The organism is Maritalea myrionectae (genome assembly GCF_003433515.1).
Classification (GTDB): Bacteria; Pseudomonadota; Alphaproteobacteria; order Rhizobiales; family Devosiaceae; genus Maritalea; species Maritalea myrionectae.
This window is the reverse complement of record NZ_CP021330.1, coordinates 686,752-699,468: the sequence shown is the minus strand read 5'-3', so window position 1 is coordinate 699,468 and position 12,717 is coordinate 686,752. Positions and strand designations below refer to the sequence as shown.

The window sequence follows — 12,717 nt, the reverse complement described above, 5'->3', positions numbered from 1 at the left end:
TTAGGACAATAGAATGGCCAGAAGCAAAAAAGCAGCAGCCGGAGGCGAAGTACCAGAGTGGTTGGTCACATTTGCGGACCTTATGTCTATTCTGGTGTGTTTCTTTGTTTTGATCATTTCATTCTCCATTCAGGATGAATTGAAATTGCAGGTTGTTGCTGGCTCACTGAAAGACGCATTCGGCGTGATCAAAGTTGAGCAACGCGCTGGCATCATTGAGCGCGATGGCAATCCGCAACGCGACTATGTGAAAACGCTGACCCTGGACGACGAAGTCACACAGACTGAGTTCCAGAACGAAAAGCATGACGATCGCTCAAAGCAGGGCCCGGAAGCCAACACCCATGATATTGAACGCTCTGAAGTGGAAAAACCACGGCAGTTCGCGTTGGCCACTACCACCTTACGTCAGGCGTGGCAGGAACTGCCTGAGATCACCTTTGTCGCGGACAATTTGTTGATTGAAGAAACCGAAGAAGGTTTGCACATCCAAATTGTGGACCAAGAAGGCCGCGCCATGTTCCCTGAAGGCTCGAAATATCCATACGAAGTCACCCGTAAAGCCATCGAAGTGATGACACCAATTCTGAAAAGCCTGCCCAACCAAATCAAGGTCACGGGCCATGTGGCATCAGGCGGTGTTTATCAAACCCAAACCTATGGCAAATGGGATTTGTCGACCGACCGGGCCAATATTGTGCGGCGGGTGATGGAAGAGTTTGGCATGCCGTCCGAACGGTTCCACGCTGTTGTCGGCAAAGGCGAGAGCAAACCACTCTTTCCAAACGATCCCTATCTTTCTGCCAATCAGCGCATCTCGATCCTGCTGATGAAGGAAGAGCCGCCGGTACCAATCGAGCTACGCCCCTAAATCATTGAGATAGGCGACGACTGCCGCCCGGTGCGTATCGGTTGCTTCTTCCAAAAACCGCAAAAACGCGTCCGTTTTCGCTGACTCGCTGCGCCGCTGGTGGTAAAGGGCTACGCGCCGCCCTCGATTTTCTTTGAGCTCCGGCAAAATGTGCACCAGCGCGCCGCTGCGCAAATGCGTGATCGCGTAATCAGCTGGCAGGTTGGCAATGCCCACACCCTGCAGCGCGCACTCATTCAGGGTCTTATAGCTATTGGTGCGAAACACAGCCTGGCTTTCCACCTGCACGGTTTTATTTCCCAACATCATTTGCCACTTGTCCAATTTGCGCGGCCAGTCAAAATAGATCAGCCGATGTCGCGCCAAATCCTCAAACCGTCGCGGGGTGCCCGCTGCCGCCAAATAGTCCGGCGACGCCACCAAAAAATTTACATGCGGCACCAATTCTTGCGCCATAAATGGAGAATCTTGGCCCGGCGAAAGGGTGCGCACCGCTACATCAATATTGTGGCTGACCAAATCCAAATAGCGTCGATCCGTGTCAAAATCGATCATTAAGTCCGGATATTTCTTGCAAAAGGCGGGCAACTGCGCGCTCAAAAACCGCTCACTGAAAGCAACAGGCATGGTGACGTGCAACGTGCCCCGCACTTCGTCGCCCGTGCGCAGACGGTCTTCGGTAACATCAATTTCCTGCAGAACGCGGCGCACCATGCGCAAATAGTTTTGCCCCTCATCCGTCAGCACCATATGTCGCGTTGTCCGCCGAAACAAAACAGCGCCCAACCGCGCTTCCAACTGGCCGATGGTTTTGCTCACCGAGGAGGCCGGCAAATTCATCACAATGGCTGCTTTGGCGAAGTTGCCTTCCTGCGCCACCGCGGAAAACACCCGCATTTGATGCAATTGATCTGTTCTTCTCGTCATCGCAATCCGCCGCCAACCAACTTCATTCATTCCATAACAGAACGAATATAGTGCAATTCGGCCCAATTGTCTGGCACTTAAATCATGAATAGACCGCGATAAAGGAGATTTTTATGTCACCCGCGTCGCAAATATCAAAAAGTCCGCCCACCGCAGTACTGTCTAATTCCAGCCCTCAATTTGCCAAGCCACAAATGGTGTTGCTTGTGGTTGGCACACTGATCACGTCATTGGCCCAAGGCTTCATGCTGGTAGGCGTGCCTTGGCTTATTGTGCAGATGCCCGGCGGTACACCTTTGTTGGGCACCGCCTCCTTTCTCATCAATATTTTGATTTTCTTTTCCGGCCCGCTGATCGGCGCATGGATGGATCGGCACAACCGCAAAACAAGTTTCGTCGGCATTCGGCTCGTTGCCGCGCTTGGGTTGGTCATATCCGCAGCCCTCAGCCACCATGAATTGACCCTGCCCTGGGCCTTCATATGCACGCTGACGCTCGTCAATTTTGTGGTGACATTTGATCAAAGCGCCCGAGTGGCTTACGCCCAAAGCCTGCTTGATCGCAGCAAATTCCGCACCATCAACACAATTTTTGAACTCCAAAACCAAGCGGGTAATCTGGTGGTGGGGGCCAGCATGGCCATGATTATCACCCACCTCTCGCCACAGATCATCATGTGGGGCCTGATGAGCTTGTTTTTCACCTCAGGCATCTTGCTGGCGCTGCTTCCCGGGTCACCACCAGTTGACCGAGACACGCACCAACCGCTGCTCGCCGCCCTGCGAGACGCCGCGCAATATCTTAAAACCCGGCCGCGTTTGGCCGTGTTGAGTGTGGTTAGCTTTGCTCCCTATATATGCGTGCAAACAGGAAACTTTCTCGTCCCCGTTCTTTTGGCACACACCTTGAACGGCACTGTGGAGGACTTTGCCCTGTTTGAAATCAGCTTTGCCCTTGGGGCGATCGGCGTTGCCCTTTCCGCCCGGGTCACAGCACGTTTCAGCCCCTTCGCTTTGATGTTGATGTCAATGAGTGCATTTACGCTGTGGTATCTCAGCCAAATCATCTGGCCGAGCATGTTGACCATTATTTGGTTTGCCTTTGTGGCGGGGTGGGGCAACTCCACCGTGCGCATCGCCCGCAACTCATGGCTGATGGATGAAGTCCCCGCCCAATATATGGCGCGCGTTCTCGCATTTCTCCAAACCATAATGATCGCCATGAAGATTGTAGCGCTCGGGCTGGCCACATGGTTTGCCACCAGCCTCAGCCCCTGGCATGCCCTCGCCATCATCGGCGTGGGCCAAGTCGTCGCGCTTGGGGTGATGGTGATTGTCGCCTATCTCAAATATCAGCGACGTCACACCGCTGCAAAGGCGACAATGATTTAGCTATTCCAACGGCTCAACGTTCAACACCGCACCGCTGGTGGCAATCACTTTAACGCGGGTTTGGGCCGGCATGTCCGGCCCTTCCACACGCCACCAGCTTTCGCCAACCTTCATGCGGCCTTTGCCGTTCACAATTGGCTCATCAAGCGTATAAGTGTCACCGATAAATTTGGCGCCACGCTTGTTGAGAAAAGGGTGATCTGATTTGCCACCACCGCCTTTGAAATAGAGCGTCCAAAGCGCTACCCCGGCGACGGAGAGCACACCGAATAACAGCCATTGAAACTGCCAGTTTAAAAAACCGGTAAAGGCTTGAATGCCCACCGCAATCGCGGCGAGACCAAACCAAACAATCACGCCACCGGGTGCCATCAGCTCGACGCCCAACAGCAAAAAGCCGCCAATAATCCAGGCCCAAGGGCCCAGATCAGTGAACCAATTGATCAATTCCATCTAGCCCTCCTTCTTGCCGCTATCCGGCACACGGCCTGATGTGCGGCGCTGGGACGAACCTTCGCCAAATGCTTCTTTCGCAATTTCTGCAACACCACCAATCGCACCGATCAGATTTGCTGCTTCAAGCGGCATCATCAACACTTTCTGGTTTGGTGATTTGGCAATGCCTTCCAAGGCTTTGATATAGTTGTTGGCCACAAAATAGTTCACTGCTTGCACATCGCCAGCTGCGATGGCTTCCGACACCATCTGCGTGGCCTTGGCTTCCGCCTCTGCTGCCCGTTCCCGCGCTTCCGCATCACGGAACGCGGCTTCCTTGCGGCCCTCAGCTTCAAGCACTTGCGATTGCTTTTCGCCCTCGGCTTCCAAAATCGCGCTTTGACGGCGGCCTTCACTTTCCAAAATGGTGGCGCGTTTTTCCCGCTCGGCCTTCATTTGACGGCCCATGCTTTCCACCAGATCAGCCGGAGGATCTATATCCTTTATCTCAATCCGGGTGGTTTTCACCCCCCAAGGCGACACCGCTTGATCCACCACATGCAGCAACCGCGCATTGATTTCATCACGGTTGGACAGCAATTCGTCCAAATCCATCGAGCCCATCACGGTCCGGATATTGGTCATGGTGAGGTTGAGGATCGCCACTTCGAGCTGGTTGACCTCATAACTGGCCGCTGCCGCATCCATCACTTGGAAAAAGTTCACGCCATTGACCTTCACCGTGGCGTTGTCGCGGGTGATCACCTCTTGCGAGGGCACATCAAGCACGCGTTCCATCATGTTCATTTTGCGGCCGATGGCATCAACAAAGGGCACAATGATATTGAGGCCCGGCGTCAATGTGCGGGTATAGCGCCCAAAGCGCTCCACCGTATAATTATATCCCTGCGGCACCGTTTTCACCCCGGCGACCAGCACCAGAATGATCAGCACGACCGCCGCAATAATGGCTATTGAAAACCCGTCCATAACGCTTTCCCTCACGCAATTTCTTTAATTGATTGCGATCATTATGAAACGTTTGGCAGGGGAAAGAAAGCAGTTTATGCGCAGCGCATTGAGGGCGGTTAAACCCAGCCCTGCAACTCGCGGCGCACCACACTTTCAATCACATCGATACCGGGCTCTGTGGCATTGAGGCATGGAATATAGGCGTATTTTTCGCCCCCTGCTTCCATAAACTCTTCTTCGCCTTCCATGGCGATTTCTTCCAGTGTTTCCAAGCAATCAACCGAGAAACCAGGCGTCAATATCGCCACTTTTTTCACGCCCAGGCTCGGCAATTCTTCCAACGTTTTATCCGTATAAGGCTGCAACCATTCTTCCGGCCCAAAGCGCGATTGGAAGGTCACCATCATCTTATCTTCGGCCCATCCCAATTTTTCGCGCACCAAGCGCGTGGTTTTAAAGCATTGGCAATGATAAGGGTCGCCCTTCATCAAATAGCTTTTGGGCACACCATGATAAGAGGTGATCACCAAATCAGGCTTGAAGTCGAGATTTTCGAGGCCCTCAGTGATCGACGTTGCAATCGCGTCAATATAGGCAGGGTCTTCAAAATAGGCAGGCGCCGTGCGCACGGCCGGTTGCCAACGCATCTGCCTTAGATGATCAAAGGCTTTATCATTGGCCGTCGCGGTGGTGCTGGCGGCATATTGCGGATAAAGCGGCACCAGCAAAATCTTGTCGCACCCTTGCGCTTTCAAGCGATCAATCGCCTCAGGCGTTGAAGGATTGCCATAGCGCATGCCAAAGTCCACCACCACATCATCATGGCCCTCAAGCCGCTTGCTCAGCTTTTCAACCTGTTCTTTCGCGATGACACGCAGCGGGCTGTCATCATTTTCCATGTCCCAGATTTTATCATAGGCCGCGCCGGATTTTTTCGGGCGTGTGGTCAAAACGATAAGATTGAGGATCGGCCACCAGATGGCCCGCGGAATTTCAATCACCCGACGATCGGACAGGAATTCCTTCAAATAACGGCGCATGGACCAATAATCTGTGGCATCAGGCGTCCCCAGATTGAGCAGCAAAACGCCAATCTTTTTCGGTTTAACTTCTGGATGATCCGGTGGAAGATGCGAAACCATAATGCCCCTTGCGTGCTGATGAATGGGATCGCAGAGCGTCACGGCGCATCAAAATGCGCGTCTGTCTGCCTGATCAATCCCCTACGTTCAATAAGCACATAACGCGATTTGGGTGCAACTGGTTCACAAAAAAAGGGCGGCCAATTGCCGCCCTTTCTCATAATTTATGCTCGTTTACTCAACTTTGGAGATGCGATCATCCGTTGTTGGCTCATAATCGCCACCCAATTTGGCGATGTAGTCAGCCACAACAACTTCAAGTCCTGGGCCATAGTCATAAGCGTTCATACCATTCGTTTCAAAAACGCTATAACCGTCACCACCTGCACGCATATAATTGTTTGTGGCAACACCATATGTGGCTTCAGGATCAAGTGCTGCATAAGACCCATCGTCCTGCATCACTTCAACTGAAACAACGCGAGAACCCGGCTCAGCCTCTGGATCCCATGTGTATTTCATGCCAGCCACTTGTGGGAAACGACCTGCAACATCTTCAACTTGGCTCAACCCGTTTTCCAGTGCCGCAATCACGTCAGCACCTTTCAACTCAAAGGTCGCCAATGTGTTTTGGAATGGCAGCACCGTCAGCACTTCACCCATGGTGATCTCGCCTTCATCAATAGACGCGCGCAAACCGCCGCCATTTTGAATCACGATTTGAACACCTTGGTCTTTTGTGCGGTCCAACATGGCTTCTGCCACCAACACGCCCATTGAACACACTTCAGCACGACAAACATTGCGGTCGCCATTGATTAGGCCAAGGCTGTTGCCCACAACTTGTGCTTTGATTTCTTCAAGTGGTGCGGCCTTTTCCTCAATCAGTGCGGCCATTTCCTTGTCTTCCGGCACACGAGCGTCCAGCAACCAAGGCGCACCTTCGGCTTCAATAACGTCGCCATTGTCGTCCCAAGTCACGCTCAACTCACCCAAATATTTGGTATAGGCATAAGCCTGCACAATCGGGACATTTTTGCCATTTGGCGCTTGCGCCATTGTTGGATATTCATCCAGCAATGTGTGCGAGTGACCACCCACAATCACGTCAATGCCATCCACGGCTTCGGCAATCGCTATGTCGCGGTTGATGCCCACGTGAGACAAGAGAACAATTTTGTTCACGCCGTCAGCTTCAAGTTGTGTCACCAGCTTTCTGATAATGTCTTCCGCCTGAATAAACGGCACATTGTCGCCTGGCGAAGAGGTTTCCGCTGTGTCTTCTGCCAACACGCCGATGATCGCGACTTTCTCGCCATCAATTTCTTTCACGATATGGGAGGGGACCTTGCCTTTCAGCAGCGGTTCATTGGCCAAATTGGTATTGGCAAACAAGACAGGAAAATCGACGGTATCGACAAATTCTGCCAGTTTTTCTGGCCCATCATCAAATTCGTGGTTGCCCACGGCCATGGCGTCAAAACCGATCATGTTCATCAGCTCGGCGGCCAAGGCGCCTTTAAATGTTGTGTAAAACAATGAACCTTGGAATTGGTCACCTGCATCCAAAGTCAAAACATTGAAGCCAGCACCTTCCAAGGCGGAGCGACGGGTTTCAATGGCGGTTGCCACACGTGCCATACCACCAAAACATTCACCAGCGGCATTGTCTTCAGCACCGCAGCTAGAATCAAACCGGTTGATCGGCTGGATGCGCGAGTGCACGTCGTTAATATGCAAAATCTTGAGCGAAAAGTCCGCCAATGCGGGCGCTGCAAAGCTGGCAATTGCCATGCCTAGCGTCAGCGCTAAAGCCTGTTTTTTCATTTTATAAAACCCTCCAAAGTTTATGATGCCCCCGGTTATAAGCCAGTCTTTGTTTCAGCTTTTTGACATTAGCCGCACTGGTCTTCGACGAGGTCCTCCCATGAGGCGCGAAATATGTCGCGCTCCCATGATGGGAAAAAGTTTAGGATAGTTTTATGACAGCCGCAACCGAATTTGACCGGTTGGAAAAATACACCTCTAGTTCGCTGTGTTCGTGGTGACAATAAAGCGATGCTTTTCACGCGTAAAATGCCGCGACAAATGCTTCATCAACGCTTCAATTCGCTTTGCCTTGCGCAATTCAGGATGAGTCAAAATCCAAATCGGCATATAGCTTTCCCAGCCTAATGCCGCGACAAATTGCAAGTCTGGCTGAATATCGCCCAACACTTTCGGTATCCGCGTCATCCCCAAGCCCGCCCGCACCAATTGCAACGCAACAATAAAATCCTCTGCCCGCGCGGCCACGCGCACATTCGGGCAATGCGCCCGCAATTTCTCCGGCACCGGCGCGGGCCAAGAATTAAAGGAGATAATCGGCACATCGCCGCTTAGGTCACCCTGCCCCAAGGCGGATTCTGCCAACCAGCGCGCCGAGGCATAAAAACCTGCATTTTGATCCGTCAGCTTTCGACCCCACAGGGTTTCCGGCGGTCTACGCGTCACCCGAATGGCCAAATCCGCTTCCCGTTGATGCAGATTGAGCAGGCTGTTATCGCCCACAAATTCCAGCAAAACTTTTGGATGTTCTGCCGCGAAGGCAGCCAAGCTATCGGCAAGCGGCCGATCAATCAATGCCGGGGGAATGGTCAATCGAATGGGGCCACTCAAATCCTGTTCGTGCACCACCAATTGTCGCTCAAGCGAATGAAGCTCGGGCTCCACCCGCCGCGCATGGTCTAAGATGACTTGCCCCGCCGCCGTCAGTTTCAGCCCGGCTGGCAAGCGTTCAAAGAACGCGATTTGCGCATCGGCCTCCGCGCGCGCCAAACGCCGCGAAATCGTGGCATGGGTCACCCCCATATTCCGCGCCGCGCCCGCAACGCCACCATGTCGGTCGATGGCCAGCATCAACCGCAACACATCCCAATCCGCGATCAGATTACTATTTTCGTACATAGATTGTACTGAGATAGCCAATTCCGCACAAAGTCAAGCGCTGCTATTTCAGGGGTGGAACCAAAAGGAGAGATAAAATGGCTCATTACGCATTGGTCACCTTGGTGATCAAAGATCAGGAAAAACTGGCGGCCTATCTGAAAGTGGGCGGCCCCGCCGTCGCAAAACATGATGGCAAAGCCATTGCTGGCGGCCCGGAAAGCCTGGCCCTTCAAATCCCCCATGGGGAAACAAAAGGTGTGGTGCTGGAATTCCCTTCCGCAGATCATATCACCGCATGGCTTGATGACCCTGAATTGGCTGATGTGCATGCATTACGCAATGAAGCAGCCGATACAACAATCCTCTCATTGCCCAGCATCGGCTAGCGCGTGAAAAAAGGGCAGCGCCAAAGCTGCCCTTTTCATTTTTATTATTCCAGTGGGGCTTAAACCTGCTCACCCAGCTCGTCGCGCCAGCTGTGCTTTGGCTGATAGCCGAGCAATTTTTTCGCCTTCGCGTTCGAATAGAAGGTTTCCTGCTCGCCCATCTCAGCGCAGGGCACGCCCTGATAAAAGCGCTCGACCAACTCTTTGGTGCTGGCACCAACCGAATGATCGTCATTGGACACATTGAAGATTTCATAACCCAGCCCGTCGGTCGCCAGGCATTGATCGACCATATGGCCCAGATCCCGCGCATCAATATAAGCAAAAAAGTTGCGCCGCCGCAGGGCCGGGTCGGCCAAATAGGCGGGGAAGTTCTGCTTATACTCATGCGGTTCAATCACATTATTGATCCGCAGCCCATAAATATCGAACCCGGAACGCCGTTGAAAACTGCGGGCGGTGACCTCGTTGGCCACTTTTGACATGGCATAGCTATCTTCAGGCACCACGGGATGCTCTTCATCCAAAGGCAAATAGTCCGGCTTGCGTTCCCCATCGGCAAAGCACACGCCATAAGTTGTCTCTGACGAGGCAAAAATGATCTTTTTAACCCCAAACTTCACCGCCGCGTCTATCACATTATATGTGCCCAACGTATTGACCCGATAGCACTCATTATCAGATGTCAGCAAAAGCCGTGGGATCGCTGCGAAATGCACAACCGCATCAAATTTTGGCACGCCAGTGCCGGGCTCCAACTCGTCGAACCCCGCATAGCTCGCCATTATATCAAACATCTGTCCCGCATCGGTAATGTCAGCAATGCGATTATCCACGCCCTCAAGGTCGAGCGGCACGCGATCCACATTCAGCACCCGATGCCCCTGCGCCAGCAAATAAGCCACCGCATGCTTGCCCGCCTTGCCTGAACCGCCTGTAAATAAAATCCGCATAACCATTCTCCTTTGTTCGTCACTTCATCGCAGCACAGATGTTGCCCCGCAACAAGTCGACATACTCACGCCGGATCATGCATATTTGCCGCCAAATGTAAACGATTGCACAACCTCGTGCGCCAAGAGCTCACCGCTCGGGCGGTTAGCCCTTAACTCATCTTTTTCGCTTTTTCTGCCGCCGCCAGCAGCCCCTCGCTGATCGCCTCCGACAAATCAGATTCAATCATATTGGTCAGCCCGGCAGCCGTGGTGCCGGCGTAATCAACCATGGCCTGCACCTGTTCGGCAGGTGTAGCTGCCTCTTCCGCCAACATGCGGCCACTGGCCAAAAACAATTGCCGCACCGCACGGTCCGCAATATCCGGCGCAATGCCCTGCTTCACCGCATGATCCACCATGCATTGCGCATAATAGGCCACAAAGCCCGGCACCGGCCCGGTCATCGCCGTGAAATGATCGAGATGCGCTTCGTCATCCAGCTCATCTGTTTTGCCCGCAGCGCTAAAGATTTTATAGACCACGGCCCGATCTTCCGGTGTTACCTCCGCATTCGCCACCCAGGGCGAGTAGGCCAGCCCCTTGGCCGCCGCCGGGCTGCTCATGGCCCGCACAATCCGAGTGGCACCCGTCGCTTTTGCGATGTCATCGATGGTGATCCCGGCCATTACCGACATCACCAACTTACCGGAGGCCTCAATCTCAAGCGCCTTAAACTGCGCTGGGGGTACGCTCAGAATAACAATGTCGCACGCCGCCACCAATTGCTGATTGTCGCTGGTGACATTCACATTTTTATGAGAGGCAAGTTCCGGCGCGGCACCACTTCGATTGGAGATCCATAATTCCAGATCGGCAAACGGCTTTTGCTGCAACAGCGCTTCCGATAGCGCGCCACCCAGCGCACCCGAACCGCCAACAAGGCCAATACGCGTGGTCATATCTATCTCCTCCCAGATTATGCTACCCCCAAAGGGCGCTCATCAGCAGAATGGTGCCAAACCCGAACACCGTAAAGGCCCCCACCAGCTCAGCAGTAATCAGCACTTCGCCCCAGATTTTGCCGCCCTTTTGCTCCTGCGCCCGCACAAGGTCCTTGAAGTAAACCGCAAGACTGGCCAGCACCGAAACAGTGATGGCCGTGCCCAACCCCATCAAAAAGGTTGCCGCAATGCCCGCAGGCAGCAAATCTTGGCTCAAGGCAAAGGCCAGCACCACCAGCGCGCCGGAACAGGGCCGCAAGCCAACAGACATCACCAAGCCGACTTGTGCCTTCCAGTCGCGCCCGGCAAACTGCTTTGGCTCGGGCGCATGGTTGCAATGATCACAGTTTTCCGCATCATGATCGGGGTGATCATGGCGATGATGATGGTGGTGCGCACGGCCTTTGCCGCCAAAGCGCGGGGCCAGCTTGCGCCACACCAAATAAATGCCCAACAGCATCACCAATGCATAGGAGCCAACGGCCATCCAATGCGCCGCATCCGACATAGCAAAACTGGTCAGCCGCAACAATCCGGCTGCCACCAGCACAAACGTCACCGCCACCACAGATTGCATCATCGCCGCCGCAAAGCTGATCAAAATGCCCTGCCGCAATTCGCGTTCGCTGGCCACCATATAAGAAGAGATCACCACCTTGCCATGGCCCGGCCCAGCCGCATGAAAAACACCATATAGAAAGCTCAGGCCGCCCAGCGCCCAAAAGCCGTTCCAATCATCTTTTAAAAATTGCAGCGCTTCGGTCAGAGCTTGGTAAAACGCTTTTTGCTGGGTGTTAATCCAGCCCAAAATGCCCGTGGTTGAGCCGCCCATATTCGGCTCTTGTGGCGGCGCCACAAATGGGCTACCGCCGCGGCGACCCACATTTGATGTCGCCGGTGCCGCGTCAGCTTCCTCGCCATCACAGCGCACCACTAGCACATTGGCCAGATTTTTCGCTGCTTCGGCCAAATGCTCGGGCAATTGCAACACGTCAGGGCCCAATGCAAACAATTCTTCTTCCAGCTTTGGATCAATCGGACGCGGGCCGTTCACTTCAAGGCTGCACCCTTCTGGCGCGCCAACCAACTCCGCCGCATCTTCCTCGGCAAAAGTGAAGGCCACATAATATTCGGGGTCACCCACTTCAATTTCAAACGCCTGCCGCACAGGCTGCGGCACCGTAAAGTCCAACGTGAATGAAAGGATCAGATTGGTGCCATCAAACACCATGCGGGCATCGCGGCCGCGCGCAATTTCTGCATTGCCACGCCCCTCACCCGCAAAGGTGTAATAGCTATACTCGGCCAGCCCGATCATATTGTCGTCGGCCAACGGCTGCAGTTCTTCAGGGCTGACCTCGCCGTCGCCATCAGTGTCCAAACCCTGCACAGCCCAGGCCGAATAAAGCGCATCAAAGTTCCAGCGCTGCCGCACCCCGGCAATCTCGCCCTGCTCATTGAACAACACGTCCACTTGCGCGTCGGCAAATATGTGCGGATGGGCAAAACTGGCGCTGGCGCCCGCCACCAAAAGCCAAACGGCGGCCATCACAACACGCATATATGCCGACAAAGATTGAACTGACTGAATCATGAAGTCCCTAACAATAAGCTGCGCTGGCTTTTGCCAGGCAAATGCGGCCAAAATCAGTAATAACATTACATACCGTGATTTGCGGCTTTAGGCCAAGAGCCAAATTGCAGCGCCGGATAGCTGCTAAGGTTTTGAAACCATTAATTCTTTCGACATTCCCTATTAACGATATTGCGCAAGGCTTGTTTCCACACT

General features: G+C 53.6%; 12 protein-coding genes. 3 read left to right on the top strand and 9 right to left on the bottom strand.

The features are described from left to right. Nucleotides 1–13 precede the first annotated feature (13 nt). Nucleotides 14–871, top strand: coding sequence for an OmpA/MotB family protein (locus MXMO3_RS03500; protein WP_027835048.1), 858 nt, complete (start codon nucleotides 14–16; stop codon nucleotides 869–871). Here MXMO3_RS03500 and MXMO3_RS03495 read toward each other — a convergent pair. Beyond that, nucleotides 860–1,798, bottom strand: a complete 939-nt coding sequence (locus MXMO3_RS03495) for a LysR family transcriptional regulator (protein WP_162889118.1) — start codon at nucleotides 1,796–1,798, stop codon at nucleotides 860–862. The genes MXMO3_RS03500 and MXMO3_RS03495 overlap by 12 nt on opposite strands. A 113-nt stretch (nucleotides 1,799–1,911) precedes the next feature. Between MXMO3_RS03495 and MXMO3_RS03490 the strand changes: the two genes are divergently transcribed. Further along, nucleotides 1,912–3,189 carry an MFS transporter gene (locus MXMO3_RS03490; protein ID WP_117394960.1) on the top strand — a complete coding sequence of 426 codons (1,278 nt, stop codon included), beginning with the start codon at nucleotides 1,912–1,914 and terminating at the stop codon, nucleotides 3,187–3,189. On the opposite strand, the gene MXMO3_RS03485 is transcribed toward MXMO3_RS03490, so the two are convergent. From MXMO3_RS03485 to MXMO3_RS03465, 5 genes are all read right to left on the bottom strand, one after another. Next, nucleotides 3,190–3,642, bottom strand: coding sequence for an NfeD family protein (locus MXMO3_RS03485; protein ID WP_036221917.1), 453 nt, complete (start codon nucleotides 3,640–3,642; stop codon nucleotides 3,190–3,192). It lies immediately after the preceding gene. Continuing rightward, nucleotides 3,643–4,614, bottom strand: a complete 972-nt coding sequence (locus MXMO3_RS03480; RefSeq protein ID WP_027835051.1) for an SPFH domain-containing protein — start codon at nucleotides 4,612–4,614, stop codon at nucleotides 3,643–3,645. Between the two features lie 98 nt (nucleotides 4,615–4,712). After that, complete coding sequence (gene hemH / locus MXMO3_RS03475; RefSeq protein ID WP_117394959.1) at nucleotides 4,713–5,738, bottom strand: ferrochelatase; 1,026 nt, start codon at nucleotides 5,736–5,738, stop codon at nucleotides 4,713–4,715. Between the two features lie 174 nt (nucleotides 5,739–5,912). After that, entirely contained in the window at nucleotides 5,913–7,505 is a 1,593-nt protein-coding gene (locus MXMO3_RS03470; protein WP_117394958.1) for a bifunctional metallophosphatase/5'-nucleotidase, read from the bottom strand. A 198-nt stretch (nucleotides 7,506–7,703) separates the two neighbouring features. Continuing rightward, nucleotides 7,704–8,624: a LysR family transcriptional regulator gene (locus tag MXMO3_RS03465; RefSeq protein WP_117394957.1), complete on the bottom strand. Its 921-nt coding sequence runs from the start codon at nucleotides 8,622–8,624 to the stop codon at nucleotides 7,704–7,706. Nucleotides 8,625–8,701: 77 nt separating this feature from the next. On the opposite strand from MXMO3_RS03465, the gene MXMO3_RS03460 reads away from it, so the two are divergent. Continuing rightward, nucleotides 8,702–8,992 (top strand): DUF1330 domain-containing protein, encoded by a 291-nt coding sequence (locus tag MXMO3_RS03460; protein WP_117394956.1) that lies wholly within the window; start codon nucleotides 8,702–8,704, stop codon nucleotides 8,990–8,992. 59 nt (nucleotides 8,993–9,051) lie between these two features. Here the strand turns inward: MXMO3_RS03460 and MXMO3_RS03455 are convergent, their stop codons facing one another. The 3 genes from MXMO3_RS03455 to MXMO3_RS03445 form a co-directional block, all read right to left on the bottom strand. Continuing rightward, entirely contained in the window at nucleotides 9,052–9,951 is a 900-nt protein-coding gene (locus MXMO3_RS03455; protein ID WP_205468069.1) for an NAD-dependent epimerase/dehydratase family protein, read from the bottom strand. A gap of 146 nt (nucleotides 9,952–10,097) precedes the next feature. Then, nucleotides 10,098–10,886: a pyrroline-5-carboxylate reductase family protein gene (locus MXMO3_RS03450; RefSeq protein WP_117394954.1), complete on the bottom strand. Its 789-nt coding sequence runs from the start codon at nucleotides 10,884–10,886 to the stop codon at nucleotides 10,098–10,100. A gap of 22 nt (nucleotides 10,887–10,908) precedes the next feature. Beyond that, nucleotides 10,909–12,522 (bottom strand): HoxN/HupN/NixA family nickel/cobalt transporter, encoded by a 1,614-nt coding sequence (locus MXMO3_RS03445; protein WP_162889117.1) that lies wholly within the window; start codon nucleotides 12,520–12,522, stop codon nucleotides 10,909–10,911. Between the last annotated feature and the right edge of the window lie 195 nt (nucleotides 12,523–12,717).

Coding starts and splice junctions, on each gene's coding strand:
- MXMO3_RS03500 (WP_027835048.1), top strand. CDS start 14: ATGGCCAGAAGCAAAAAAGCAGCAGCCGGAGGCGAAGTACCAGAGTGG.
- MXMO3_RS03495 (WP_162889118.1), bottom strand. CDS start 1,798: ATGACGAGAAGAACAGATCAATTGCATCAAATGCGGGTGTTTTCCGCG.
- MXMO3_RS03490 (WP_117394960.1), top strand. CDS start 1,912: ATGTCACCCGCGTCGCAAATATCAAAAAGTCCGCCCACCGCAGTACTG.
- MXMO3_RS03485 (WP_036221917.1), bottom strand. CDS start 3,642: ATGGAATTGATCAATTGGTTCACTGATCTGGGCCCTTGGGCCTGGATT.
- MXMO3_RS03480 (WP_027835051.1), bottom strand. CDS start 4,614: ATGGACGGGTTTTCAATAGCCATTATTGCGGCGGTCGTGCTGATCATT.
- hemH (WP_117394959.1), bottom strand. CDS start 5,738: ATGGTTTCGCATCTTCCACCGGATCATCCAGAAGTTAAACCGAAAAAG.
- MXMO3_RS03470 (WP_117394958.1), bottom strand. CDS start 7,505: ATGAAAAAACAGGCTTTAGCGCTGACGCTAGGCATGGCAATTGCCAGC.
- MXMO3_RS03465 (WP_117394957.1), bottom strand. CDS start 8,624: ATGTACGAAAATAGTAATCTGATCGCGGATTGGGATGTGTTGCGGTTG.
- MXMO3_RS03460 (WP_117394956.1), top strand. CDS start 8,702: ATGGCTCATTACGCATTGGTCACCTTGGTGATCAAAGATCAGGAAAAA.
- MXMO3_RS03455 (WP_205468069.1), bottom strand. CDS start 9,951: ATGGTTATGCGGATTTTATTTACAGGCGGTTCAGGCAAGGCGGGCAAG.
- MXMO3_RS03450 (WP_117394954.1), bottom strand. CDS start 10,886: ATGACCACGCGTATTGGCCTTGTTGGCGGTTCGGGTGCGCTGGGTGGC.
- MXMO3_RS03445 (WP_162889117.1), bottom strand. CDS start 12,522: ATGATTCAGTCAGTTCAATCTTTGTCGGCATATATGCGTGTTGTGATG.